The organism is Acidovorax sp. GBBC 1281 (assembly GCF_028473645.1).
GTDB lineage: Bacteria > Pseudomonadota > Gammaproteobacteria > Burkholderiales > Burkholderiaceae_C > Paracidovorax.
In genome coordinates, this window is sequence record NZ_CP097269.1 from 5,512,012 (window position 1) to 5,537,003 (window position 24,992).

The following is a 24,992-nucleotide window of genomic DNA, read 5'->3' on the forward strand; positions in this document are numbered from 1 at the left end:
CGGGGCGTCAGCGCCGCACCAGCGTCCAGACCAGGTCCAGGCCGGCGGCCAGCAGATCGAATCGGTCGCCCACGCCCGTCAGCCGCTCCCGCTCCATCTCGCGCCGCTCCAGCGAACGGGCGCGCTCCAGGGCCACCAACGCATCGGCTACGTCCGAAGGCCCGGGAGAGCCGGATGCAGTTGCCGGCGCGGCGCGGGCCACGCTGGCATGGCGGTTCAGCGCCCGGTCCACCGCCTGCGGGTCCAGCAGCGACAGGGCCGAGCGGCAGTAGGGGCAGGCGTGGTCGTTGCGGATGTCCACCGTGCCGCCGCAACTGGTACACTGGATGGTGCCCACGCGCTCGGCCAGCGCCTCGATCTCCGCCACCGACAGGTGCCGCACGAACCCCTTTTCCACCATGAGCGAGCCGAAGGTGCTGAACCGGCCGTGCCGCGACGGGCACCGGAAGGTCTTGTACCGCCCGCCCTTGGCCACGTCGAAACCGGGCTCCAGAGCGCGCGGGCAGTGGGGGCACTGCAGCCGCTGCGCTATCGGGTGGCGCGCGTCCCCGCGGTGCTGGTGCAGCAGCTCGAACAGCGCCACCACCCCGGCCTGCGCCAGGCGCGTGTTCTCCTGCGGGTCGAACCACAGGCCCTGGCAGGCAAAGCACAGGTCCAGCTCGATCGTCTCGCTGCCATGCGAGCGAAAGCGATGGGTTTCCGCGGGTTGCCGGCAGGAGGGGCAGAGGGGCGTCATGGGCATGGTGGCGTGGATCGTACCGCCCGGCGCCCGCATTGAAACGCGCGGGCGACATCCACAGCGGCACGGGCCATGGAACATGCGCGCCAGGTGACCGGGAAGTCTTTCATTCACGGGTAAACCCTGATTGGCGACACAGGTGGCTGCTAAGATTTCGCGCAGCCTGAGCGGCCTCTACTCAGACGTCCCCTTTGTCCAGAAAGCACGCTCCATGACCCCACCCAGCCGCGTTCTCAACCCCTTGCTGCGCGAGCGCACCATGACCGCCGAGCAGGCCGCCGAGCTGATCCCCAACGGCGCGCGCGTGGGCATGAGCGGCTTCACCGGCGCGGGCTATCCCAAGGCCGTGCCCACGGCCCTGGCACGCCGAATCGAGGGGCTGCATGCAGCCGGCGAGCCCTTCAGCATCGGGCTGTGGACCGGCGCCTCCACCGCGCCGGAGCTGGACGGGGCGCTGGCCAAGGTGGGCGGCATCAGCATGCGCATGCCCTACCAGTCCGACCCCACCTGCCGCCAGCAGATCAATGCCGGCCAGATGCAGTATGTGGACGTCCACCTGTCGCACGTGGCGCCCTACGTGTGGTTCGGCTTCTGGGGCAAGCTCGATGTGGCGGTGATCGAGGTGGCCGGCGTGCTGCCCGACGGGCGGCTGATCCCGTCGTCTTCCGTGGGCAACAACAAGACCTGGCTGGACCAGGCCGACCGCATCATCCTGGAGGTCAACAGCTGGCAGCCCGAGGGCCTGGAGGGCATGCACGACATCTACTACGGCACCGACCTGCCGCCCAACCGGGTGCCGATTCCGCTGGTGCGCCCGGCCGACCGCATTGGCGAGCCCTACCTGCGCTGCGACCCGGCCAAGGTGGTCGCCGTGGTGGCCACGCACGCGCCGGACCGCAACTCGGCCTATGCCGCACCGGACGACACCTCCCAGCGCATCGCCGGCCACATCATCGAGTTCCTGCAGCACGAGGTGGCGCGGGGCCGCCTGCCGCCCGGCCTGCTGCCGCTGCAATCCGGCGTGGGCAACATCGCCAACGCCGTGCTGGCCGGCCTGAACGCCGGGCCGTTCGACCACATGACGGCCTACACCGAGGTGTTGCAGGACGGCATGCTGGACATGCTGCGCTCGGGCAAGCTCGACAGCGCCTCGGCCACGGCGCTGTCGCTCAGCCCGGCGGCCACCGAGGAATTCACCCGCCACATCGACTTCTACCGAGAGCGCATCGTCCTGCGCCCGCAGGAGATCAGCAACCACCCCGAACTGATCCGCCGCCTGGGCCTGATCTCGATGAACGGCATGATCGAGGCCGACCTCTACGGCAACGTGAACTCCACACACGTGATGGGCTCGTCCATCATGAACGGCATCGGCGGCTCGGGCGACTACGCGCGCAACGCCTACCTGTCGATGTTTCTCACGCCATCGCTGGCCAAGGGCGGCACCATCTCGTGCATCGTGCCCATGGCCTCGCATGTGGACCACACCGAGCACGACGTGCAGGTGATCGTGACCGAGCAGGGCCTGGCCGACCTGCGCGGGCTGTCGCCCTCGCAGCGCTCGCGCGTGGTGATCGAGCGCTGCGCGCACCCGGACTTCCGCCCCGCGCTTCGCGACTACGTGGCCCGCGCCGAGGCCAGCGGCTGCGGCCGCCACACTCCCCACCTGCTGGGCGAGGCGCTGTCCTGGCACGAGCGCTACGTGCGCACCGGCACCATGCGCGCTTGAGCGACTCCTGCGGCGGCAAGGGCGCCGGATAATCCGGGCCACTTTCCCGGCCGCCCGCGGCGGGCCGGCCCCACCCACCAACGCGAGGAATCCCCATGCCCATCTGGAAGCGCCCCATCGACCTGTCCACCGTGCATGCCGGCAACGAAGGCACCGCCGTGTCCCACCTCGGCATCGAGTTCACCGAGATCGGCGACGACTTCCTGCGCGCCCGCGTGCCCGTCGATGCGCGCACCAAGCAGCCCTTCGGCCTGCTGCACGGCGGCGTGAGCGTGGTGCTGGCCGAGACGCTCGGCTCCGTGGGCGCGGTGTATGCCTCGCCCGAGGGCTGGCACGCCGTGGGCCTGGACATCAACGCCAACCACCTGCGCTCGGCCCGCAGCGGCTGGGTGACCGGCACCGCCAGGCCCGTGCACATCGGCCGCACCACGCAGGTGTGGCAGATCGACATGGTCAACGACGAGGGCGAGCTGACCTGCGTGTCGCGCCTGACCATCGCCATGCTGGCGCCGCGCTGACCGCCGCGGCCGGGATTCCAGGCCGAAGATTTCTCAGTCAGGCCGCGCCGGTCTCCGCGCGCGCCATGCGCTCGCTCTTCCAGTACACGTCGTCGCCGCCGTCCAGGCGGTTGAGCACGCGCGCCAGCACGAACATCAGGTCCGACAGCCGGTTGAGGTAGCGCTGCGGCGCATCGCGCACCGGCTCGGCGGCGCCCAGGGCCACCACCGAGCGCTCGGCGCGGCGGGCGACGGTGCGGCACACGTGGGCCTGCGCCGCGGCCCGCGTGCCGGCGGGCAGGATGAATTCAGCCAGCCGCGGCAGCGCCGCATTGTGGGCGGCCAGGGCCTCGTCGAGCTGCGCGAGCGCCTCGTCCTTGAGCAATTCGAAGCCGGGGATGGACAGCTCGCCGCCCAGGTTGAACAGCTGGTGCTGCACGTCCGACAGCAGCGTGCGCACCTCGGCCGGCAAGGGCTCGCACAGCAGCAGGCCGATGTGGGAATTGAGCTCGTCCACATCGCCCATGGCATGCGGGCGCGGGCTGTCCTTGGAGACGCGGGTGTTGTCGCCCAGGCCCGTGGTGCCGTCGTCTCCGGTGCGCGTGGCGATCTGTGTCAGTCGGTTGCCCATGGGCTGCTCCTTGTGCATTGCAAGCCGCGCTGGAGGCGGCCGCGGGCATTGTGCGTTACAACCGGCAGGCAAATGTGTATCAGGGCAACAGCGGGCAAAATCGCTGGCCGGGCGCCGCGGGTTGCGGTGCAATGCAACCCTGTTCAACTTTCACGGAGCGTGAACCCATGGCAGCTCAGCAACGACGCACCCTTCCTTTCGACAGCCGCAGCGTGATGCTGTTCGCGGCGATCACCCTGGGAGGTGCCGCAGTGCACGCACAAACGCCTTCCCCGACCCTCACTTCCCCGTCCAACCAACCCCCCCAGACCGCGTCGGGCACCTCCATGGGCCTGCATCCCGGCGCCAAGGGCGCCACCTTCGGCGGCGCGCAGCCGGCCGCACAGACTTCCAGCGCATTCGATCGCGTTGACACCGACAAGAACGGACAACTGACCCTGGCGGAGGCGGCACGCCTGCCGGCCATCGGCAACCGTTTCAAGGAGCTCGACAAGGACCATAACGGTGCCCTGTCGCGCTCGGAATTCGAGGCCGGCGCCCACTCCTGACGCCGCCCGGAGCAACTACCACACGAACTCCACTCCACCCCGACGGGCCCGCATGCTGAGGAGGCATGCGGGCCTTGATGCGTTTGCGGGCACGGACGGCCCGCCGCCATGGGGGCTACCGGCGAAGGCAGCTCAATCCTTGAGCGACGACAGGAACTGCCGCAGTTCCGGCGTCTGCGGGTCGCCGAACAGGTCCTGCGGCGGGCCCATCTCGTGCACGCGGCCCTGGTGCATGAAGATCACGCGGTTGCTCACCTTGCGGGCGAAGGCCATCTCGTGCGTGACCATCAGCAGGGTCATGCCCTCGCGGGCCAACGACTCCACGACGCGCAGCACCTCGCCCACCAGTTCGGGGTCGAGGGCCGAGGTGATCTCGTCGCACAGGAGCACGGCCGGCTCCATGGCCAGCGCGCGGGCGATGGCCACGCGCTGCTGCTGACCACCCGACAGCTGGTCGGGCATGGCGTCGAATTTCTCGCCCAGGCCCACGCGCTGCAGCAGCCGGGCCGCCTGTACGGCCGCGTCCTTTTGCGAGCGCTGCTTGACCAGCGTGGGGGCCAGCATGACGTTGCGGCCCACCGAGAGGTGCGGAAAGAGATTGAAGTTCTGGAAGATCATGCCCACGCGCTGGCGCAGTTCGCGCATGGCCATGGCGCTGTCGTGCAGCAGCGGCTTGCCGTCCACCGTGAGCGCGCCGTCCTGGAAGGCTTCCAGGCCGTTGATGCAGCGCAGCAGCGTGCTCTTGCCCGAGCCGCTCTTGCCGATGATGGCGATCACCTCGCCGGGCTGCACCGTGAGGTCGATGCCCTTGAGCACCTCGTTGGTGCCGTAGGACTTGCGCAGCGCGGTGACCTGCACGATCGGCCGGCCCGGCGGCGCGGGCACGGCGGGCGCGTCGGCCAGGGTTTCAGCGGCGGCCATGGAACTTCCTTTCGAGGTGTTGCGCATACAGGCTCACGGGAAAGCACAGCGCGAAATAGACGAGCGCCACGCAGGCGAAGACGGCGAACGGCTTGAAGGTGGTGTTGGCGATCATTCCTCCGGCCTTGGTCAGCTCAACGAAGCCGATCACCGAGGCCAGCGCCGTGCCCTTGACCACCTGCACCAGAAAGCCCACCGTGGGCGCCGTGGCGATGCGCACGGCCTGCGGCAGGATCACGTGGCGCATCTGCTCGCCGAACGACAGGGCCAGGCTGCCCGAGGCCTCCCACTGGCCCTTGGGCACGGCGGCCACGCAGCCACGCCAGATCTCCACCAGGAAGGCGCTGGTGTAGAGGGTGAGCGCCACGGCGGCCGAGGTCCAGGCCGACACGTTGAGCCCGAGCAATGCCAGACCGAAGTACGACAGGAACAGCTGCATCAGCAGCGGCGTGCCCTGGAAGACCTGCACGTACACGCCCACGGCGCGCTCGGCCACGCGGCCGCCGGTGAGCCGGGCCACGAGCAGCAGCCCGCCCACCAGGCCGCCGCCAACGAAGGCGATCAGCGATAGCACGACGGTCCAGCGCGCGGCCAGCAGCAGGTTGCGCAGGATGTCCCAGAAGGTGAAATCGACCATCTCGCGTTCCTAGAAAATTGCTGGAGCCATGCTCAGCGGCCGAAGAGAAAGCGCGGGCCCACCCAGTGCAGCAGCCGGCGCAGCGCGATCGAGAGCACGAGGTAGATGCCGGTGGCCACGATGAACGATTCGAACGCGCGGAAGTTGCGACTCTGGATCAGGTTGGCGGCGTAGCTCAGGTCCTGCACCGAGATCTGGCTGCACACCGCCGAGCCCAGCATCACGATGACGATCTGGCTCACCATGGCCGGCCACACCTTCTTGAGCGCGGGCGGCAGCACCACGCGCGTGAAGACCTGCACCCGCGACAGCGCCAGGCTCACCGCCGCCTCAATCTGGCCGCGCGGCGTGGCCTGGATGCCGGCGCGGACGATCTCGGTCGAGTAAGCGCCCAGGTTCATCACCATGGCGATGAACGAGGCCGCCTCGGGCGAGAGCTTCAGGCCCGCCGCGGGCAGCCCGAAGAAGATGAAGAACAGCTGCACGATGAAGGGCGTGTTGCGGACCAGCTCCACATAGGCCGCCACCGGCCAGCGCAGCGTCGCCGGCCCCTGGGACCGTGCCCAGGCGCAGGCGATGCCCACCGCCATGCCCACCACGGTGGCCACGGCCGTGAGGGCCAGGGTCCAGGCCACGCCCGTGGCCAGCAGCGGCCACTGCGACAGCACGGCCATGAAGTCGAACTCGATGCGCATGGGCAGCCGATCAGGTCAACGGGTCAGGGGATGCGGACGGCGCGAGGGGGCTCAGACCGGCAGGTCGCCGGCGGGACGGCCCAGCCACTTCTTGGCCATGGTGTCCAGCTCGCCGCTCTTCTTGGCGCCGGCGATGATTTCATTGACCTTGGCCATCAGCGCGGCCTCGCCCTTGGGCAGGCCGATGAAGCACGGGCTGTCCTTGAGCAGCAGCTTGTACTCGGCCTGCAGCTGCGGGTTCTTCTGCATCATGTTGCCCGCCACCGAGGCGCTGGTGGCCACGAACTGCGTCTGGCCGGCCACGAAGGCGGCGATGGTGGCGTTGTTGTCCTCGAAGCGCTTCACGTCGATGCTGGGCGGGGCGACCTTGGCCAGCTCCTGGTCTTCCATGGCGCCGCGCGTGACCGCCACGCTCTTGCCGGCCAGGTCGCTCCAGGCCTTGGCCGTGAGGGACTTGGGACCGAACACGGCCTGGTAGAAGGGCGCATAGGCCGAGGTGAAGTCGATGACCTTCTCGCGCTCGGGGTTCTTGCCCAGCGTGGAGATGACGAGGTCGGCCTTCTTGGTCTGCAGGTAGGCGATGCGGTTGGCGCTGGTCACGGCGACCAGTTCCACCTTCACGCCCAGCTTGGCGGCGATGAGCTCGGCCATGTCGATGTCCAGGCCCTGGGGCTTGAGGTCGGTGCCGACGAAACCGTAGGGCGGGTAGTCGGTGGGGATGGCGATCTTGATCGTCTTGGACTTCAGGATGTCGTCCAGCGCGGTCTGCGCCTGTGCGGGCGCCACGGCGCACACGAGTCCGGCGGCGGCCACGAGGCCCAGGGCCAGGCGGCGGGAGAGAAAGCGGGTGGCGAAGGTCATAGCAAGGCTCCTAGGTAGGTGGATGCGTCGCCCGGGGACGCGGCGGGGGAAGGGGAAGCGGAAGGGGCGGCCGGGCCACTGGCGGCGCCGGCGCGCACGGGCGCCAGCGCGCTGCGCAGGTGTTCGAGCGGATCGGCGCTGGCCTGCAGCCGCAGGGCGGACTGCACCGAGCCGATGTGCTCGGCCATCAGCGATTCGGCGCGGGCGATGTCGCCCGCCTCCAGCGCCTCGACGATGCGCACGTGGTCGTCGCACGATTGCGCCGCGTCGTGCGACGACTGGTACAGCATGGCGATGAGCGTGGTGCGCGCGGTGAAGTCGCGCAGCGTGTCGGCCAGCAGGCCGTTGCCCAGGCACTCGGCCAGGCACACATGGAAGTCGCCCAGCAGGAAGCTGCGCGCGCCCACGTCGCTGCCCGCCAGGGCCGCCTTCTCGCGCTGCAGGTGGGCGCGCAGCTTGCGCACCGCTGCCTTGTCCACCGTCTTCAGCTGGTGCAGCAGGCCCAGTTCAATGACGCGGCGCGCCTCGAAGGCCTCGCGCGCTTCGTCCTCGGAGGGCTCGATCACGTACCAGCCACGGCGCGCACTGACGGTGACGATGCCACGCGTGGACAGACGCGTGAGCGCCTCGCGCACGATGGTGCGGCTGCAGTCGAACAGCATGGCGAGTTGCTGCTCCCCCAGGCGCGCGCCGGGGGCGAGCTTCTGGGCCATCACGGCTTCGATGATGCGGTTGCTGATTTCGGTGGCGCTGGTCATTGCCACGGAACTACGCAGGTTCCGTGCCAACTGGTATACAAGCCAGATGCACCAGTTTGGCGACTGGCAGGCCGCCCGGGATCCGTTCAGTTCAAAGCACGCCGTCCCACGCGTCCAGCGTGGCGGAGGCCAGCGCCGGGCCGCACCAGCCCAGGTCGTCGAAGAACTGCATCCAGGGCGTTCCGGGGCCATGCTCCGGCCAGCCGGGGTCGCCTTGCACCACGAAGTCCGCCCACGCACCGTGCATGGCATCGGCCAGCGGCTGCGGCGGGGCATCGCCGGTCAACTCGCGCCCGGTGGACGTGGCCAGGCGGTCGAAGACGAACGGCAGGTCCACACCGTGCGCGGCGCCCAGTTGCCCGCCGCACTGCGGCGACCGCCATTCCAGCTCGTACCGGTGCACCGGCAGCCGGTTCGCGACGGCCAGGGCCGCGATGCGGCGCGCCGGCACGCGGTAGTAGTAGTCGGACTGCATGGCGCACAGCATCTCGCCGGCATGGGCGCCGCCCTCGCACGCGGGCAGCGCCGCATACGCCGCACGCGCCGCGGGCGGCAGGCCCGTGTCCCGCATGAAGGCCGTGACCTGTTCATCGGTCACGCGGTCGATGGCGCCGCCGGGCACGTGGTACAGGCGCATCTCCTCGGCATTGCTGCCCACCAGCACCTGCAGCGGCGGCCGCGACGGATCGGACCACTGGCGCTGCAGCGCTGCCAGCGGCGCCTGGGCGAGCACCTGACCGTCGATCACCGGACGCAGCGGGAACACGTTGCGGCGGCTGATGCCGTGCTGGTCGCGCAGGGCCGCGTCCTCGGCCAGCCGGTGCACGGCGAACAGCACGTCCGCCGGCGGCGCCGCGCCCAGCGCCGCGAGCGTGGGGGCCACGCCCAGCAGTTGCGCCACGGCAGTGTGCACCACGGTGGCCTCTTCGACGGTCTGGCAGGCCACGCTCGGGCTTTGCAGGATGGCGCGCTGGAACAGGCCCTGCGCCGCCGGCATGCCCATCAGGCAGGTGATGGCGCCCGCGCCCGCCGACTGGCCGAACACCGTCACGCGCCCGGCATCCCCGCCGAAGGCCGCGATGTGGTCCCGCACCCAGCGCAGCGCGGCCAGCAGATCGAGCAGGCCCCGGTTGGCGGGCGCCTCGCCACCGAAGTGCATGAAGCCATCCACGCCCAGCCGGTATTGCAGCGACACGAACACGATGCCCTTGCGCGCGAACGACGCGCCGTCGTACAGCGGGTCGCTTGCGCCGCCGCGCAGAAAGCCGCCGCCGGGAATCCAGACCATCACCGGCAGGTTCGCACCCGCGCGGGGCTCGGGGGTCCACACGTTCACCGCCAGGCAGTCCGGGCCGCCCAGCGGGCGGGCCCGGGCGCCGCCGCCGCGCGGCCACTGGGGCGGCACCGGCGCGAAAGCCATCGCCTCGCGCAGTCTCGACCAGGCGGGGGCGGGCTGGGGGGCTAAAAAGCGCAGTGCGCCTTGTGGGGCCTGCGCATAAGGCACGCCGCGGAACACGGCGACGCCATGGTCAAGGCGCCCCTGCAGCCCACCTCCGTGGGAAAGGTGCACGCACGGCACGGTATCCAGAGTCATTCAGTGGCCAATCCCAGTTTGTCGATCAACGGTTTCCAGACCGAAGTATCGCGTGCCGCCCAGGTGCGCGCATCCCCCGGGACGGACGCGGCCAGCGTCACGTTCATGGCCTCCATCCGCGCGCGGTAGGACGCATCGCCGCTGCGGCATTTCTCGGTCGCGGCATTGAGCGTGCCCAGCAGCGCGGGCGGCGTGCCGGCCCGGGCCACCACGGCGATCCACGCGGTGCGGGCCAGGTCCTTGGCGGCCGGCAGGGCCTCGCCGATCGACGGCACATCCGGCAGCAGGGGCGAGCGCTGCGGCGCGAACACCGCCAGGGGCACGAGCTTGCCCGACCTGGCATGCGGCGCGGCCGTGCCGATGACCAGCGTCATCGCCTGGATCTGCTGGCCCATGAGGGCGGTGAGGCCGGCGCCCTCGCCCACGAAGGGCACGTGCGTGCCGGACACGCCCATGCGGTCGAGCAGCGCCGAGGTCAGCAGGTGCGCCGGGCTGCCCTTGCCGGGCGAGCCGAAATCGAGCCCGCCCGGGTGGGCCCTGGCCTGGTCCGCCAGCTGCGCCAGCCGCGTGATGCCCAGCCCCGCCGGCACGGCCAGCACCAGCGGCGTGCTGCCCAGCACCGCCACGCTGTCGAAGTCGTGCAGCGGGTCGTAGGGCGGCTGCCGGTAGACGTAGGGCGTGATGGTCATCTGCGACATGCCGATGGTCATCAGCGTGTAGCCGTCGGCCGGCTGGGACTTGAGCGCATTGACCGCCAGGATGCCGTTGGCCCCCGGCTTGTTCTGCACCACCACGGGCTGGCCCATTTCGCGCGCGGCGCAGTCGGCCCAGGCGCGCGTCATCGCATCGGATGCGCTGCCCGGCGGCTGCTGGGCGATGAGCTGGATCGGCTTGGCGGGGTAGGCCGCGGGCTGGGCGCCGGCCGCGAAGGCCAGCGATGCGAGCGCGGCGCCGGCCAGGGCGCGCCGCGCGCCTGTGCGAGGGGGGTTCATGGTGTGTCTCCTGTTGTCGTGATGGATGCCGGGTGCCCTGGGGTGCGAACGTGCCCGGGCCAGGGCACGGCGCCGGTCACGCCGCGCGCGGGGACCTGGCGCCGGGACGGGGTTTCGATGCCGGAGCGCCCGCGCGGGCCAGGCCGTCGCAGCGCTGCGCGATGAGCGAGGCCAGACAGTCGAGCTGCGCACGGGTGGCTTCGTCCGCGGGGCGGAACATCTCCAGCAGGCCCAGGCCGCGCAGGGTGGAGAACACCAGCCCCACGAACCCCTCGCGCTCCGGGTCGCCCGCCAGTTCAGGGAACGCCTCGAAGAACCCCGTGTGCATGCGCGCATTGAGGTCCTGGCGCAGCGCGGCGATGTGCGCCACCACCTCGGGCTGGTTGCGGCTGCCCAGGTAGATGTTCCACGCCGCCATGAAGCGCGGCTGCGCATAGACGATGTGCCACGCGGACCGCACGAAATGCTGCGCGCGCTGCAGCGCCGGCAACGATGCGGCGGGCCACAGCAGGCCCTCGCGGTCCTGCGCCGCGATCAGCTCGGCGAGCACGCGCATCATCAGCGCGGCCTTCGACTCGAAGTGATGCTGCACCGCCCCCGACGTCATTCCCGCCGTGCGGGCCAGTTCGTGGATCGACATCGCCTCGAAGCTGCGCGACTGGATGACCTCGATGGCCGTGGCGATCAGGCGCTGCTGCGTGGCGGCGCTGCGCTCGGCATGGGTGCGGCGGGGCGTGCGGTGGATCATCGGCGGCAAACGTTATACATTTCGAACGTAATGTAAATATGCGGCAGCGAGACCGTCAATTCCGGGCAATCCCCTGCCTGCGAGGGGCTGCCTACAATGAAAAAGCCGCACCCATTCCAGCCTGGAGACATGCCATGAACGCCCCCGCCGCCGCCAAGCACCTGCTTCCTGAAATCCACCTGCGCCTCGTTCCGCAGGCACTGCTCGACGCACTGGCCGCCCGCTTCGGCGCACAGTGCTCCACGGCCCAGGCGGTGCGTGAACAGCACGGCCGCGACGAGGGCTCGCTCAAGGCGCCGCCGCCCTCGGCCGTGGTGTTCGCCGAAACCACGCAGGACGTGGCCGACGCCGTGAAGCTTGCCGCGCAGCACGACGTGCCGGTGATTCCGTACGGCGCGGGCTCCTCGCTCGAAGGCCACCTGCTGGCCGTGCAGGGCGGCATCAGCATCGACGTGAACCGCATGAACCGCGTGCTCAGCGTCGATGCCGACGACCTCACCGTGACCGTGCAGCCCGGCATCACGCGCAAGCAGCTCAACGATGCCATCAAGGACACGGGCCTGTTCTTTCCCATCGACCCCGGCGCGGACGCCAGCATCGGCGGCATGTGCGCCACCCGCGCCAGCGGCACCAACGCCGTGCGCTACGGCACCATGCGCGAGAACGTGCTGGCCCTCGAAGTGGTCACGGCCGGTGGCGAGGCCATCCGCACCGGCACACGCGCCAAGAAGAGCGCGGCGGGCTACGACCTCACCCGCCTCATGGTGGGCAGCGAAGGCACGCTGGGCGTGATCACCGAGGTCACCGTGCGCCTGTACCCGCTGCCCGAGGCCGTGTCGGCCGCCATCTGCTCGTTCCCGAGCATCGAGGCCGCCGTGCGCACCACCATCCAGACCATCCAGCTGGGCGTGCCGATCGCGCGCGTGGAACTGATCGACGCGCACACCGTGCGCATGGTCAACGCCCACAGCAAGCTGGGCCTGCGCGAGGAGCCCATGCTGCTCATGGAATTCCACGGCTCGCCGGCCGGCGTGAAGGAGCAGGCCGAGGTGGTGCAGGAGATCGCGGCCGAGTTCGGCGGCAACGCGTTCGAATGGGCCACCACCCCCGAGGAGCGCACCCGCCTGTGGACCGCGCGGCACAACGCCTACTTCGCCGCGGTGCAAAGCCGCCCCGGCTGCCGCGCCATCAGCACCGACACCTGCGTGCCCATCAGCCGCCTGGCCGACTGCCTGCTCGATTCGGTGACCGAGGCCGACGCAAGCGGCATCCCCTACTTCCTCGTCGGCCACGTGGGCGACGGCAACTTCCACTTCGGCTACCTGATCGACCCCGAGAGCGCCGAAGAGCGCCTGAAGGCCGAGGACCTGAACCACCAGCTCGTCGCCCGCGCCCTGCGCCTGGGCGGCACCTGCACGGGCGAGCACGGCGTGGGCCTGCACAAGATGGGCTTCCTGCTGGACGAGACCGGCGCGGGCGCGGTGGACATGATGCGGGCCATCAAGCGCGCGCTGGACCCGAAGAACATCCTGAACCCGGGCAAGATCTTCGCGCTGTGACGCGGGCGGCCGAAGGCCGGTCCGGAGGCGGGCGGATCGCCGGCCATGCCACCCGCCCCATGCCACCGTCTCGGCCATCGGCCCATCCGAAGCCATGCCTGCGAAACGACTGACCTTGCGCCGCCGGCGCTGGACGCTCATTTTTTCCCTGCCGTTCACCGTGCTGATGCTGGCCATCTGCATCTACTCGGTCGTTCTCATGTTCACGGGGAACCGGCTGGTCACCTTCCTTGCGGGGCTCTCGGCCTTCGGCGCCTTCTGCGTGGGGGGCACGCTGGGAAAGACGGTGCTCGAAGCCCTCTGCGACCTTCAACCCGCCGTGATCGTCGATTCGCACGGCTTGAACGACCTTCGCGGCGGGACGGGCCTGGTGCCGTGGCACGAGATCGAGCGGGTGAAGCTCGACCTGGACGAGCAGCGCATCCTGGTGGATGTGGCGGACCATGCGGCGCCCGATCGGCGCAGGGGGATCAGCAAGACCCGGCGGCTTCTCTGCGGCGGCGACTACACCGTGGCGCTGGCGGGCCTGAGCTACCACCCCCAGGAACTGGAACGGGCGCTGGCCTGGCATCACCGGCAGGGCACAAATCGCCGCGCGGCCCATGGCAAGATCGGGGTCTGATCCCATGGCGGCGATCGCCGGGTAAACCACGATGTCCAAGATCCTGCTGCTCATTGCACTGACCATTCCGCCCGGGCTGGCGGCCAGGCTGGATGCGCCCAGGTGGGCCTTGCTGCTTTGCGCCGTGCCCTTCGGCCTGCTCGCGATGCACATGGGCGATTCGGACGAGCACCTGTTCGGCGACGCGTCGGAGAAGGTCGGGCGCTTCCTGTTCTTGGCCATGGGCATCGGCGGCGTCGCGCTGGGGCTGCTGGCATGGAGCCTGCGGGGCACGGCCTCGGCCCTGGGAATGCTCTGGTGGTTCCTGCCGGTCGCCCTGGTGCTTCTGCTCGTGGGCATCGTCCGCGTGCTTTTCAAATGACGGCTGCTCCCCAGGCGCCCGTTCCAGCGATCCCAGACATGCCACGTTCTCCCGACGGAACCCACCGGGCGGTGCTGCGCTTCGAAGGCGAGATCCGGTTCGGCCCGGAGTACTTTCGCCTGTCGATCGACGGCCGCGGCATCCCGCACCGGATCTTCGGCCAGCCCCTCCTGTGGTCGCCCGACTCGCGCTTTCTGGCCGCGCAGGAGTGGCTGACCACCGACTACGCCACGGGGCCCATCACCTGCGCTGCGCTGATCGACGTGGACGGGTGGAAGATCGCCCGGGTGGAGGTACTGGCCAAGGGGTTTGCGCAGGACTTCCGATGGGAGGGGGCCACCCTCCAGTACCAGCAAGTCTTTGCGGCCCGATCCACGGCCTTCTCCGCCCAGGCCACGCTGGAATCCGTGGCAGGCTGGGCGCCCATCGACGTCGCCCCGCCGCTTCCAGCCGAGGGGGCATGACGCCTGGGACCGCGTCGCCCGCAACGCTAAAGTCCGCCCCAAGGGCCACCACCCAACAGGAGAATCCATGAAGTGCTTCGTACACCAGGCCGCCGACGCCGTGGGCACCTGCCGCGCCTGCAACAAGGGGATCTGTCCGGCCTGCGCCAAGGACTTGGGCCATTCCATCTGCTGCAGCCAGGGCCCTTGCGAGACCAAGGCGCGCACGCTGGATTCGCAGGTCGCGCAAATCAGCGTGGTGCTGGCCGCGCAGCGGCGCAATCGGTTCCTCGCGCCCCTGTTCTTCATATTCGCCGGTGCCCTGTTCATCGCCTTTTCCGGCAGCGGCAAAGGGTCGTGGTTCAGTTTCGGCCATGCCTTCGGGCTGGGGTTCATCGTTTTCGGCATCGTCCTGGGCATTGCCAGCCACCGGTACGCCAGGGAACTCAAACGCAAGGCCTGATGCACCGCCGGTCGGCGCCACCCGCCATGCAGGGATGGCCAAAAGGCATCCCAAGGCATGAGATGCTCCGCCAAACGCCCAACGCAGGCTTTTGCGTCCATCCAACCATTCCAACAGGGGAGACAAACCCATGCCAGACCACCACGCCGCCGACAGCGGCTTACAGCAAACGCGCAAGGCCACCGCCAGTGGCTGGATCGGCTCGGTGCTGGAGTACTACGACTTCTTCATCTACGCCACCGCCGCATCGCTGATCTTTCCGCAGATCTTCTTTCCCGCAGGCAACCCGACGGCGGCCATCGTGGCCTCGCTCGCCACCTACGGCGTGGGCTACGTGGCCCGGCCCATCGGGGCCCTGGTGCTCGGCCACTGGGGCGACACCCATGGCCGCAAGCAGGTGCTGGTGCTGTGCATGTTCCTGATGGGCTTTTCCACCCTGGCCGTGGGCCTGCTGCCCACCTATGCGCAGGCCGGCCTGCTGGCCCCGGCGATGCTCGTGGTGCTGCGTTTGATCCAGGGCTTCGCGGTGGCCGGCGAGATCTCGGGGGCCAGCTCGATGATCCTGGAGCACGCGCCGACCGGACGGCGGGGCTTTTATGCGAGTTTTGCGCTGCAGGGCGTGCAGGCAGGGCAGGTGCTGGCGGCGGCGGTGTTCCTGCCGCTGGCGTATTTCTTGCCGGCGGAGCAGTTCAACACCTGGGGCTGGCGCGTGCCGTTCCTGCTGAGCTTCATCGTGATCCTGGTGGGCTACTACATCCGCCGCGAAGTGCAGGAAACCCCCGTGTTCACCGCCGAGCGCCGGCAGGGCGCCGTGCCGCGCGCGCCCATCGTGCAGGCCTTCCAGGAGAACGGGCCGAACATGCTGCGCGTGGTTTGCATGGCGCTCATGAACGTGATCCCGGTGGTGGCGACGGTGTTCGGCGCGGCCTATGCCGTGCAGCCGGGCTATGGCGTGGGTTTCGACAAGAGCGTGTACCTGTGGATTCCGGTGCTGGGCAACATCGTCGCGGTGCTGGTGATCCCGCACGTGGGCAACCTGTCGGACCGCATCGGCCGGCGCCCGCCGATCATCGTGGGCGCGCTGCTGTCGGGGCTGCTGGCGTTCCTGTACCTGTATGCCATCAGCATCCACCACGTGCCGATGGCGATCGGCATGTCGCTGCTCATGTGGGGCGTGGTGTACCAGGGCTACAACGCGGTGTTCCCGAGCTTCTACCCCGAGCTGTTCCCGGCCCGCACCCGCGTGACCTCGATGGCCATCTCGCAGAACGTGGGCACCACGCTCACCGCCTTGCTGCCCGCGCTGTTCGCCGCCGTGGCGCCGCCAGGCTCCACCAACGTGCCGGCCACCGTGGGCGCGATCGCGTTCGGCGTGACGGCCATCGCGGCGCTGGCCGCGTGGTCGGCGCGCGAGACCTTCCGCATTCCCACGCAGGACCTGGGCCAGCCCGATGCCCAGCCCCTGTCCGAGGCCGCATACGAACAGGCCCGCCAGGAAGCCCTGCGCAGCCACGGGCGCGGCCGCTGAAACACCCACGGCAATCGGCCCACCATCGTTCCCCATGCAGCAGCAAACCATCAACGGCAGCACCCGCCTGATCGCCCACCTGGGCTACCCGACCGAGGCGTTCAAGGCCCCGATGATCTACAACCCGTGGTTCGCGCAGCAGGGCATCAACGCCCTGGTGGTGCCCATGGGCGTGCAGGCCGAGGACTACCCCGCCACGCTGCAGGTGCTGCGCCGCATGACCAACTGGCACGGCGCGCTGGTGACCATGCCGCACAAGGTGAGCACGCTGGCGCTGGTGGATGCGCTCACGCCCACGGCGCGCATCGCCGGGGCCTGCAACGCCATCGTGCGCCGACCCGACGGCACGCTGCTGGGCGACCAGTTCGACGGCGCGGGCTTCGTGCGCGGCGTGCAGCGCAAGGGCCTGGCCCTGGCGGGCCGGCGCGCGCTGGTGTCCGGCAGCGGCGGGGTCGGGTCGGCCATCGCCGCCTCGCTGGCGGCGGCGGGGGTGGCCGAGCTGGCCCTGTTCGACGTGCACGGCCACCGCGCGCAGGCGCTGGCCGACCGGCTGCGGCAGCACTACCCCGCCCTGCGCACGGTGGTGGGCCGCAACGACCCGGCCGGCTTCGACCTGGTCGTCAACGCCACGCCCCTGGGCATGCGCGAGGACGACCCCCTGCCCTTCGACGTGGACCGCATCGCCCCCGGCACCTTCGTGGGCGAGGTCGTGATGGCACAGACCCACACCCCGCTGCTGCAGGCCGCGATGGCCCGGGGCTGCCCGGTGCAGCAGGGCACCGACATGCTGTTCGAGATGATTCCCGCGTACCTGGAGTTCTTCGGCTGGGGCGGCGCCACGCCCGAGACGCTGCGTGCGGTGGCGCGCATCGTGTATTGACCGGTGCCGGCCCGGCCGCTACCTTCCGCTCTGCACGCCAACGCCGCTCGATGCCGTCGCGCCTCAGCCTTGCGGCATTTTGCGAATCCCACACCGCCGCGAAGATGGCACGAACCTCGGCCCTTTCTGCGGCAGTCCACCGGCGCACATCGAGCCGGCCCACCACCCGAAGGGCACCCATGCCGTCTGACGCGCACCCAACCCATGACTTCAGCGCCTTGGTGGCGGCCATTCGGCAAACCGATGCCGCGCTCGCCGCGCAGGCCAGCCGCGCCGTCAATGTCAGCTTGATGCTGCGCAACTGGTTCATCGGCCACTACATCGCAGAATTCGAACTCCAAGGGGCCGACCGGGCCCGCTATGGGGACAACCTCATCGCCGAACTGGCCCGGGCTTTGCGCGCGCACGCCATCAGCAACCGCGGCAAACACCAGCTCTACGCTTACCTCGCCTTCTATCGCACCTACCCCCAGATTGTGCGGACGGCGTCCGCACAATCTGCCCAAGTGCCTTCCGCCACCCTGTCGGACGCCAAAGTGCGGACAGCGCCCGCACTGTCTTCGACAGCCCCCGCAGTGGATGCGGATCGCCTCATCGGCGGCCTCTCCTATAGCCACCTGGAGCAACTGGTAGAGCTGTCCGACCCGCTGCAGCGCCGCTTCTACGAAGCCGAGGCCCTGCGCGGCCAATGGTCGGTGCGGGAACTCAAGCGCCAGATCGCCACGCAGTATTACGAACGCAGCAGCCTGTCCAGCGACAAGGATGCGCTGTCGGTCCATGCCCATACCGCGGCGGAGAGGGCCACGCCTCAGCAGGTCATCCGCGACCCTTACATCTTTGAATTTCTCGGCCTCAAGCCTCAGGAGGCGGTGACGGAGGGCCAATTGGAAGATGCACTGCTCGACAAGCTGCAGGCTTTCTTATTGGAACTAGGCCACGGCTTTTGCTATGAGGCACGCCAAAAGCGGCTGCTCATCGGAGGCGAGCATTTCTTCGTGGACTTGGTGTTCTACCACCGCATTCTCAAATGCCATGTGCTCATCGAGTTGAAAAACGATGCTTTCCGACACGAGCACCTGGGCCAGCTCAACGCCTATGTGAGCTATTACAAACGGCACGAGATGAGCGAAGGAGACCAGCCACCCATCGGCATCCTGCTGTGCACGCGCAAGAACACCGAACTGGTGCAATATGCCCTGGCCGATATGAGCAATCAGCTCTTCGTGTCGCGTTACCAAGTGCAATTGCCGGACAAGGAAGAAATGGCGGCCTTCCTACACAAGGCGGTCGAGGAACTGGGAGGCGCCAACGCATGAGTGCGCTCCACCCTCCGCTTTTTGACGGCCGATCTCGCTCCACGGGCCCTGCGACGGAGTCCGTGTTTTGAATGAACCTCCACCTCCCCCCCCCCCATGACCATGCCACCCCGCTCCCTCGGCCCCTTCCAGGTCCACCCCATCGGCCTGGGCTGCATGAACCTCAGCCATGCCTACGGCGTGCCGGCCTCGCGCGAGCAGGCCGAGCGGGTGCTGCTCACCGCGCTCGACGAGGGCGTGACGCTGTTCGACACCGCGGCGCTCTACGGCTTCGGGGCCAACGAGACGCTGGTGGGCGAGATCCTCGCGCCGCACCGCCAGCGCATCACGCTGGCGAGCAAGTGCGGCATGCAGGGCGTGGACGCGAACGGCGACGGTAAGCTGGTGCGCGTGATCGATGGCCGCCCCGCCACCTTGCGCGCGACCTGCGAGGCCAGCCTGCGCCGGCTGCGCACGGACGTGATCGACCTGTACTACCTGCACCGCTGGGACCGGCGCGTGCCCATCGAAGACAGCGTGGGCACGCTGGGCGACCTGGTGCGCGAGGGCAAGATCCGCGGCGTGGGCCTGTCGGAGGTGTCGGCCGCCACGCTGCGCCGCGCGCATGCCGAGTACCCCATCACCGCGCTGCAGACCGAATATTCGCTGTGCACGCGCAACCCCGAGATCGCCGTGCTGCAGGCCTGCCGCGAGCTGGGCACGGCGTTCGTGGCGTTCAGCCCGCTGGCGCGGGGCTTTCTGGGCGGCGCGCTGCGCGATGTGTCCACGCTGGCGCCGGGCGACATCCGCCGCACGATGCCCCGCTTCGCGCCAGAGGCCTACGCGGCCAACCTGCGGCTGCTGGGCGCCTACGAAGCCCTCGCCCGCGAGGCCGGCTGCACGCCCGCGCAGCTGGCCCTGGCCTGGCTGCTGGCGCAGGGGCCGGAGATCATTCCGATTCCCGGCACCACGAGCGTGGCGCACCTGCGCGACGACCTGGGCGCGGCGGATGTGCGACTGCCGCCCGAACTGCTGGCGCAGCTCGATGCGCTCGTCCATGACCGCGCCATGGCGGGCGACCGCTACCCGCCCCAGGCACAGGCCGAGGTGGATACCGAAGCGTTCTGAGCCTCAAAGCACATTGCTACGATTTTAATAGCAATATGCCCTAGTGGAATCTGCCCTGGAGCCCTGAAAGGCTCGGAACCCTTCCTGCTGGCGCCCCGCGTCAGGCGGCCATGGGCCGGGCCGCGCGGGCCCGGGCCGCCACACCCGCACCGACCACGCCGGCCGAGGCCACGCCCAGCACCAGCGCCGCGGCCGATCCGTAGAAGATCCCGTGCGCCGCGCCGCGGTCCAGCAGTGCGCCGAAGATCGGGGCTGCCACGCAAAAGCCCAGGTCCAGGCCCGAATACACCGTGCCATAGACCCGGCCCGTCGCCCCGGGGGGCGCGGCCCGCTTGATGAGCATGTCGCGCGAGGGGCCCGCCAGGCCCGTTCCCAGGCCCGCGATGGCGGCGAACGCCACGGCGCCCATGCCGGGCAGCCAGCCGGTGCCCACCAGCAGCAGCAGCACGCCGGTGGCCAGCAGGCACACGGTGATGATGCCCTCCAGCCGCGCCACGCGGCCGGCGAGAAAGCCGCCCACCACCATGCCGGCGGCGCCGCACAGCATGTAGCCCGTGACCACCATGGAGGTCACCGCCAGCGGCAGGCCGTACATCTGCTGCAGCGCGGGGCTGGCGAAGCTCTGGATGGCGCTCAGGGCGCAGGTGGTCCAGAAGAAGAACGAGAAGCACAGCCACACCGAGGGCAGCTTGAGGAAGGCCATGGGGTGCTCGGCCACGGCCGCAGCGCCCGGCGCGCCGGCGGTGCCGGGCTTGGGCGCGTGGGCCCAGGCGCCCTGCCGGTCATCGAGCGCGTCGCGCTGCCACACCATGACGGCCAGCACCACCGCCGCCAGCGCGGCCCCGCACAGGCAGGCGGTGCGCCACGATCCGGTGGCTGCGGCAATGCCGGCCATGAAGACCGGCGCCGTGGCCCAGCCCAGGTTGCCCGAGATACCGTGCACCGAGAAGCCGTGGCCCAGGCGCTGCGGCGACACGCGCTTGTTCAGGATGGTGAAGTCCACCGGATGGAAGGGCGCATTGCCCAGCCCCGCCAGCGCCGCCGCCAGCATCAGCCCCGCATAGCCCTGGGCCGTGCCGGCCACGAGGCCCGCCACGGCGAAGCTGGAGAGCGCGAAGAACAGGATGGGGCGCGCGCCCACCCGGTCCACCAGAAAGCCCGACAGCGCCTGGCCCACGCCCGAGATCACGAAGAACACCGACACCAGCAGCCCCAGCTCCGAGTAGTTGAAGCCGAACTCCGCGATCAGGAACGGAAACAGCGGCGGCAGCAGCATGTGAAAGAAATGCGAGGAGCCGTGGGCCAGGCCGATGAGGCCGATGGTGCGGGCGTCCTGGCGCAGCGTGCCGGCGGGCGCTGCGGGGTGGGGGGATGCGGTGGAGGTCATGGCAGCGATCTTAGGCAGCGGCGCGGCGGCAGGTTGACGATAGACTGCCAACTTCTGTCGCGATCATGCCAAGCACTGCCCATTCCACTCCCGCGCCGGCCCCCAGCGCCGCACCGCGCCCGCGCCGCGCGGTGTCGTACGTCAGCTCGCTCACGCCCGACCTGTTCGTGCCCGCCGGCACGCGCCCGGTGCGCGCCAAGGCCCGCTGGCTGCCCGCCGACACGCAGGTGCTGCCCCACCGCCACCCGTGGGCGCAGGTGGCGATCTCGACCACGGGCGTGATCCGCCTCACCGCCGCGCAGGGCACCTACATCGTGCCGCCCTCGCGCGCGCTGTGGATTCCGCCCGGCGTGGAGCATGCCGTGACCATGGTGCAGGACGCCGACCTGCGCACGCTCTACTTCCACCAGCCGCGCGGGCGCTGCGGGCCGGGCGTGCCCATCGGCGCGGCGCGCGCGGACGACGCGGCCTGGCGCCAGTGCCGCGTGCTGGAGGTGTCGCCGCTGCTGCGCGCCCTGGTGTGCGAGATGCCCTCCGAGCCCGACGACAGCGCCACGCCCCCGACGCCCGAGCTGCTGCGGCGCGAGCGCCACCTGAGCGCCCTGATCTGCGAGGAGCTGCGCCGCGCCGCCGCCCTGCGCCTGGGCGTGGATCTGCCGCGCGACAAGCGCCTGCTGCACCTGTGCGAGGCCGTGCTGGCCGACCCCACGCGCCACGAGGCCCTGGAGGACTGGGCGCGCGACACCGGCGCCAGCCCGCGCACCGTGGCGCGGCTGTTCCGCGCCGAGCTGGGCAGCACCTTCACGCAGTGGCGCCAGCAGGTGATCCTGGCCAAGGCGGTGGCGCTGGCTGCCGAGCGCCTGCCCGTGGGGCAGATCGCGGCCGAGCTGGGCTACAGCGCCAGCGCCTTCAGCGCCATGGTGCGGCGGGCGGTAGGCATGCCCCCGGCCCGCTTTCTGGGCCTGCAGTCGCCCGCGGGCCTGGGCCCGTAGCGCCCCGCGCGCGATCGATCAGCCCACGGGGCCGCGCGATCGCTGACCCTCGGCCAGCAGCCACTCGCGAAACGCCGCGAACGCCGGCAGCTTGAGCCGCCCCGGGTGGTAGCACAGGTAGTGGCCCTGGTCGATGGCCACGGGCTCGCCGCAGGGGCTCACCAACGCCCCCTCGGCCAGTTCCTCCTGCACCAGCACCCAGGGGACCAGGCCGATGCCCAGGCCCGCGAGCGCGGCCTGGATGAGCGGGGCGTACTGCGCAAAGCGCGGCCCCGCCGCCGTGTGCGCCGCGGCCACCCCGTGCTGCGCGGCCCACTGGCGCCAGGCGGTGGGCGCGTTCTCGTGGTGCAGCAGGGTGTGCCCCAGCAGGTCCTCGGGCCGGGCGATGCGGTGGTGCGCGTCCACCAGCGTGCGCGCCGCCACCAGCACGAATTCGCGCCCCGCGATGTATTCGGACACCACGCCGGGCCAGCCGTCCGGCCCGTAGCGGATGGCCGCGTCCACGCCGGGCGGCATGCCGTCGGTGGGCTCCAGGTGGCGGCTGAAGCTCAGGGTGACCTGGCGGCTTTGCTGGCGAAAGGCCGGCAGCCGGGGGATCAGCCACTTGGTGAGGAAGGTGGGCACGCTGGCCAGCGTGAGCAGCCCCGCGCCCGCATCGCCCGCCCGGGCCTCGAAGGTGGCCGCCTCGATGGCGCGCAGCCCGCCCGCCACCTTCTGCCAATACACGTGGCCCTGGGGCGTGAGCTGCACGCCGCGCCCGCTTTTCTGCAGCAGCGGCCGGCCGATGAAGGCCTCCAGCCCGGCCACCTGCTTGCTGACCGCGCTCACCGTGACGCACAGCGCCTGCGCGGCCAGCGTGAGGCTTTCATACCGCGCCACGGCATCGAAGGCCAGCAGCTCCTGGATGGTGGGGCAGGTGCGCTTCATGCGGCCCCCTGGGCAACGCCCCGGCCGGCAATGCAGCCGGCCCGCATGACACGGATGTGAAAAACACTTTCCTTTTTCTCAAGCAACGTCATCCAGGTTTCACCCATCGATGGCACCGTTATTCCTAGAATTTTGATGAACCTTCCACGCTGCCATCGGCAATGTGGCGTTTCAGGAAAGTATGCCGGGTCGCCCGGTGCCCGCAAAGCCCCTCGCCCCGTCCCCTCCACCGGAGTCACCCCTTGGTCCGCGCCGCCGCCCTGCTCTACGCCGCCTACCTGCTGCTGCCCATCGCCCTGCTGCTGCTGGGCAGCGTGGGCGAGCGCTGGACGAACACGCTGCTGCCCACGGGCCTGACTGGCCGCTGGTACGCCGAACTGTGGGCCGACCCCGCGTTCCGCAAAGCCTTCGGCACCAGCCTGCTGGTGGCGCTGTCGGCCTGCGCCCTCAACACGGTGCTGGCGCTGCCGCTGGCCCATGCGCTGTACCACGGCGCCCGCCGGGGCCGCGCCGGCATGGCGCGGCTGGTGAGCGCGCTGCCCATCGCCGTGCCGCCGGTCACGCTGGCGTTCGGCTACGTGATCGTGTTCAACACCGACGCCCTGCCCTGGCTGGGCTCGCTGCCGCTGCTGATCGCCGCGCACGCCGTCGCCACCCTGCCCTACCTCACCCAGACGCTGCTGGCCGACCTGCGCCACCAGGACCTGGCCCGGCTGGAGGCCGCCGCCGCCACGCTGGGTGCCTCGGGCTGGCGCCAGTTCACCACCGTGGTGCTGCCCAGCCTGCGCCAGAGCCTGCTCAGCGGGCTGGTGATGGTGGCGGCGCTGTCGGTGGGCGAGTTCAACCTGTCCAACCTGCTGGCGGGCTTCCAGAGCCGCACGTACCCGGTGCTGCTGCTGCAGGCCTTCTACGGCGCCACCGGCTTCGCCTGCGCGGCCACGGTGGTGCTGCTGGTGCTGGCGGGTTCGGCGGCGCTCTTTTCCTCGTCCCTCGTGAAACACCGCCCATGAGCCTCGTTCTCCAAGACGTCCACTACCGCTACCCGGACAGCCCGCACGGGCTGCACGGCGTGTCCCTGGAGGTCGCCACCGGCGAGCTGGTGGCGGTCATCGGCCCGAGCGGATCGGGCAAGTCCACGCTGCTGCAGCTCGTCGCGGGCCTGCAGGGCGCGGGCCATGGTGGGCGCATCCTGCTGGCCGGCGAGGACCTCGCCCACACGCCGGTGCACCGCCGCGGCATCGGCATGGTGTTCCAGAACTACGCGCTGTTCCCGCACCTGCCGGTGATCGACAACGTGGCCTACGGCCTGCACATGCGCGGCGTGCCAGCCCCCGAACGCCGGCGCCGCGCGCTGGCGCTGCTGGAGACGGTGGGCCTGGCCGACCGCGCCGCGCACCCGGTGGCGCGGCTGTCGGGCGGCCAGCAGCAGCGCGTGGCCCTGGCCCGCGCGCTGGCCATCGACCCGCGCGCGCTGCTGCTGGACGAGCCGCTGTCCGCCCTGGACGCCAGCGTGCGCGGCCACCTGCGCGACGAGATCCGCCAGCTGCAGCGGCGCTTCGGCGCGACCACGCTGCTGGTCACGCACGACCAGGAAGAGGCCCTGGCCATGGCCGACCGCGTGGCCCTGCTGCAGGACGGGCGCCTGCTGCAGTTCGCCACGCCGCGCCAGCTCTACGAGGCGCCCGCCAGCCGCGCGGTGGCGCGGTTCGTGGGCCTGTCCACCGTCTGGCCCGCCACCGTGGCGGGGCCGGACCGCATCGACCTGGGCTTCGCGACGCTCTGCACGCCCACCGGCCCGCGCGCCCCGGGCCAGGCCGTGCACGCCCTGGTGCGCCCCGAGCACGTGCGGCCCGACCCGGCCCCGCGCGCCGTCAACCGACTGGAGGGGCGGACCGGCGCGCTGCGCTACCTGGGCAGCACCACGCGCTACGACTTCGCGGTGCCCGGCGCGCCCACGCCGCTGCTGGCCGAGTCGCCGCAGCCGGCCCAGGCCGTCGTCGCCATCGCGCCCGAGCACATCCGCCTGCTGGACGACTGACCGCACGGCGCTGCCCGCC

General features: G+C 70.4%; 27 protein-coding genes. 15 read left to right on the plus strand and 12 right to left on the minus strand.

All coding sequences use genetic code 11. The features are described from left to right. Window positions 1-7: 7 nt before the first annotated feature. Window positions 8-742, minus strand: a complete 735-nt coding sequence (locus tag M5C96_RS25840) for a TFIIB-type zinc ribbon-containing protein (RefSeq protein ID WP_272566192.1) — start codon at window positions 740-742, stop codon at window positions 8-10. 208 nt (window positions 743-950) lie between these two features. Here M5C96_RS25840 and M5C96_RS25845 point away from each other — a divergent pair, with 208 nt between their 5' ends. Next, window positions 951-2,468, plus strand: coding sequence for an acetyl-CoA hydrolase/transferase family protein (locus M5C96_RS25845; RefSeq protein ID WP_272566194.1), 1,518 nt, complete (start codon window positions 951-953; stop codon window positions 2,466-2,468). 95 nt (window positions 2,469-2,563) lie between these two features. Then, the gene (locus M5C96_RS25850; protein ID WP_272566195.1) at window positions 2,564-2,986 is read left to right on the plus strand and encodes a hotdog fold thioesterase; all 423 of its coding nucleotides are present in this window, start codon (window positions 2,564-2,566) and stop codon (window positions 2,984-2,986) included. Between the two features lie 37 nt (window positions 2,987-3,023). Here M5C96_RS25850 and M5C96_RS25855 read toward each other — a convergent pair whose 3' ends face one another. Continuing rightward, a complete protein-coding gene (locus M5C96_RS25855; RefSeq protein ID WP_272566196.1) occupies window positions 3,024-3,596 on the minus strand; it encodes a cob(I)yrinic acid a,c-diamide adenosyltransferase in 573 nt (190 codons plus the stop codon). A gap of 167 nt (window positions 3,597-3,763) precedes the next feature. Between M5C96_RS25855 and M5C96_RS25860 the strand changes: the two genes are divergently transcribed. Continuing rightward, window positions 3,764-4,144, plus strand: a complete 381-nt coding sequence (locus M5C96_RS25860; protein WP_272566198.1) for an EF-hand domain-containing protein — start codon at window positions 3,764-3,766, stop codon at window positions 4,142-4,144. Between the two features lie 132 nt (window positions 4,145-4,276). Here the strand turns inward: M5C96_RS25860 and M5C96_RS25865 are convergent, their stop codons facing one another. The 8 genes from M5C96_RS25865 to M5C96_RS25900 all read right to left on the minus strand — a co-directional run bounded on the left by M5C96_RS25865 (window position 4,277) and on the right by M5C96_RS25900 (window position 11,350). Continuing rightward, window positions 4,277-5,065, minus strand: a complete 789-nt coding sequence (locus M5C96_RS25865; protein WP_272566200.1) for an amino acid ABC transporter ATP-binding protein — start codon at window positions 5,063-5,065, stop codon at window positions 4,277-4,279. Then, window positions 5,052-5,702, minus strand: a complete 651-nt coding sequence (locus M5C96_RS25870) for an amino acid ABC transporter permease (RefSeq protein ID WP_272566202.1) — start codon at window positions 5,700-5,702, stop codon at window positions 5,052-5,054. The genes M5C96_RS25865 and M5C96_RS25870 overlap by 14 nt, the downstream gene beginning before the upstream one ends. Before the next feature lie 32 nt (window positions 5,703-5,734). Continuing rightward, window positions 5,735-6,397, minus strand: coding sequence for an amino acid ABC transporter permease (locus M5C96_RS25875; RefSeq protein ID WP_272566203.1), 663 nt, complete (start codon window positions 6,395-6,397; stop codon window positions 5,735-5,737). A 51-nt stretch (window positions 6,398-6,448) separates the two neighbouring features. Next, complete coding sequence (locus tag M5C96_RS25880; RefSeq protein ID WP_272566205.1) at window positions 6,449-7,258, minus strand: transporter substrate-binding domain-containing protein; 810 nt, start codon at window positions 7,256-7,258, stop codon at window positions 6,449-6,451. Further along, entirely contained in the window at window positions 7,255-8,016 is a 762-nt protein-coding gene (locus M5C96_RS25885) for a GntR family transcriptional regulator (RefSeq protein WP_272566207.1), read from the minus strand. Before M5C96_RS25885 ends, M5C96_RS25880 begins: the two co-directional genes overlap by 4 nt. 91 nt (window positions 8,017-8,107) lie before the next feature. Continuing rightward, window positions 8,108-9,610: a carboxylesterase/lipase family protein gene (locus M5C96_RS25890; RefSeq protein ID WP_272566208.1), complete on the minus strand. Its 1,503-nt coding sequence runs from the start codon at window positions 9,608-9,610 to the stop codon at window positions 8,108-8,110. After that, complete coding sequence (locus tag M5C96_RS25895) at window positions 9,607-10,602, minus strand: Bug family tripartite tricarboxylate transporter substrate binding protein (RefSeq protein WP_272566210.1); 996 nt, start codon at window positions 10,600-10,602, stop codon at window positions 9,607-9,609. Before M5C96_RS25895 ends, M5C96_RS25890 begins: the two co-directional genes overlap by 4 nt. Window positions 10,603-10,678: 76 nt before the next feature. Next, window positions 10,679-11,350 (minus strand): TetR/AcrR family transcriptional regulator, encoded by a 672-nt coding sequence (locus M5C96_RS25900; protein WP_272566212.1) that lies wholly within the window; start codon window positions 11,348-11,350, stop codon window positions 10,679-10,681. 134 nt (window positions 11,351-11,484) lie between these two features. On the opposite strand from M5C96_RS25900, the gene M5C96_RS25905 reads away from it, so the two are divergent. The 9 genes from M5C96_RS25905 (at window position 11,485) to M5C96_RS25945 (ending at window position 19,629) form a co-directional block, all read left to right on the plus strand. Then, a complete protein-coding gene (locus M5C96_RS25905; protein ID WP_272566214.1) occupies window positions 11,485-12,909 on the plus strand; it encodes an FAD-binding oxidoreductase in 1,425 nt (474 codons plus the stop codon). A gap of 94 nt (window positions 12,910-13,003) precedes the next feature. Then, the gene (locus M5C96_RS25910) at window positions 13,004-13,531 is read left to right on the plus strand and encodes a hypothetical protein (RefSeq protein ID WP_272566216.1); all 528 of its coding nucleotides are present in this window, start codon (window positions 13,004-13,006) and stop codon (window positions 13,529-13,531) included. Window positions 13,532-13,562: 31 nt separating this feature from the next. Next, the gene (locus M5C96_RS25915) at window positions 13,563-13,892 is read left to right on the plus strand and encodes a hypothetical protein (protein ID WP_272566217.1); all 330 of its coding nucleotides are present in this window, start codon (window positions 13,563-13,565) and stop codon (window positions 13,890-13,892) included. Window positions 13,893-13,930: 38 nt separating this feature from the next. Further along, the gene (locus M5C96_RS25920; RefSeq protein ID WP_272566218.1) at window positions 13,931-14,356 is read left to right on the plus strand and encodes a hypothetical protein; all 426 of its coding nucleotides are present in this window, start codon (window positions 13,931-13,933) and stop codon (window positions 14,354-14,356) included. A gap of 67 nt (window positions 14,357-14,423) precedes the next feature. Continuing rightward, window positions 14,424-14,798, plus strand: coding sequence for a hypothetical protein (locus tag M5C96_RS25925; protein ID WP_272566219.1), 375 nt, complete (start codon window positions 14,424-14,426; stop codon window positions 14,796-14,798). Between the two features lie 130 nt (window positions 14,799-14,928). Beyond that, on the plus strand, window positions 14,929-16,326 hold the full coding sequence (locus M5C96_RS25930) for an MFS transporter (RefSeq protein WP_272566220.1): 1,398 nt from the start codon (window positions 14,929-14,931) through the stop codon (window positions 16,324-16,326). A gap of 34 nt (window positions 16,327-16,360) precedes the next feature. After that, complete coding sequence (locus M5C96_RS25935; RefSeq protein WP_272566221.1) at window positions 16,361-17,206, plus strand: shikimate dehydrogenase family protein; 846 nt, start codon at window positions 16,361-16,363, stop codon at window positions 17,204-17,206. Continuing rightward, window positions 17,203-18,522 (plus strand): PDDEXK nuclease domain-containing protein, encoded by a 1,320-nt coding sequence (locus M5C96_RS25940; protein ID WP_272566223.1) that lies wholly within the window; start codon window positions 17,203-17,205, stop codon window positions 18,520-18,522. The genes M5C96_RS25935 and M5C96_RS25940 overlap by 4 nt, the downstream gene beginning before the upstream one ends. Window positions 18,523-18,624: 102 nt before the next feature. Further along, a complete protein-coding gene (locus M5C96_RS25945) occupies window positions 18,625-19,629 on the plus strand; it encodes an aldo/keto reductase (protein WP_272569846.1) in 1,005 nt (334 codons plus the stop codon). A 100-nt stretch (window positions 19,630-19,729) separates the two neighbouring features. On the opposite strand, the gene M5C96_RS25950 is transcribed toward M5C96_RS25945, so the two are convergent. Continuing rightward, window positions 19,730-21,016: an MFS transporter gene (locus M5C96_RS25950; RefSeq protein ID WP_272566224.1), complete on the minus strand. Its 1,287-nt coding sequence runs from the start codon at window positions 21,014-21,016 to the stop codon at window positions 19,730-19,732. 65 nt (window positions 21,017-21,081) lie between these two features. On the opposite strand from M5C96_RS25950, the gene M5C96_RS25955 reads away from it, so the two are divergent. Beyond that, entirely contained in the window at window positions 21,082-22,008 is a 927-nt protein-coding gene (locus tag M5C96_RS25955; RefSeq protein ID WP_272566225.1) for an AraC family transcriptional regulator, read from the plus strand. An 18-nt stretch (window positions 22,009-22,026) separates the two neighbouring features. Here the strand turns inward: M5C96_RS25955 and M5C96_RS25960 are convergent, their stop codons facing one another. Then, on the minus strand, window positions 22,027-22,935 hold the full coding sequence (locus M5C96_RS25960) for a LysR substrate-binding domain-containing protein (protein ID WP_272566227.1): 909 nt from the start codon (window positions 22,933-22,935) through the stop codon (window positions 22,027-22,029). Window positions 22,936-23,177: 242 nt separating this feature from the next. On the opposite strand from M5C96_RS25960, the gene M5C96_RS25965 reads away from it, so the two are divergent. Then, the gene (locus M5C96_RS25965) at window positions 23,178-23,945 is read left to right on the plus strand and encodes an ABC transporter permease (protein ID WP_272566228.1); all 768 of its coding nucleotides are present in this window, start codon (window positions 23,178-23,180) and stop codon (window positions 23,943-23,945) included. Next, on the plus strand, window positions 23,942-24,973 hold the full coding sequence (locus tag M5C96_RS25970; protein WP_272566229.1) for an ABC transporter ATP-binding protein: 1,032 nt from the start codon (window positions 23,942-23,944) through the stop codon (window positions 24,971-24,973). Before M5C96_RS25965 ends, M5C96_RS25970 begins: the two co-directional genes overlap by 4 nt. Window positions 24,974-24,992: the final 19 nt, after the last annotated feature.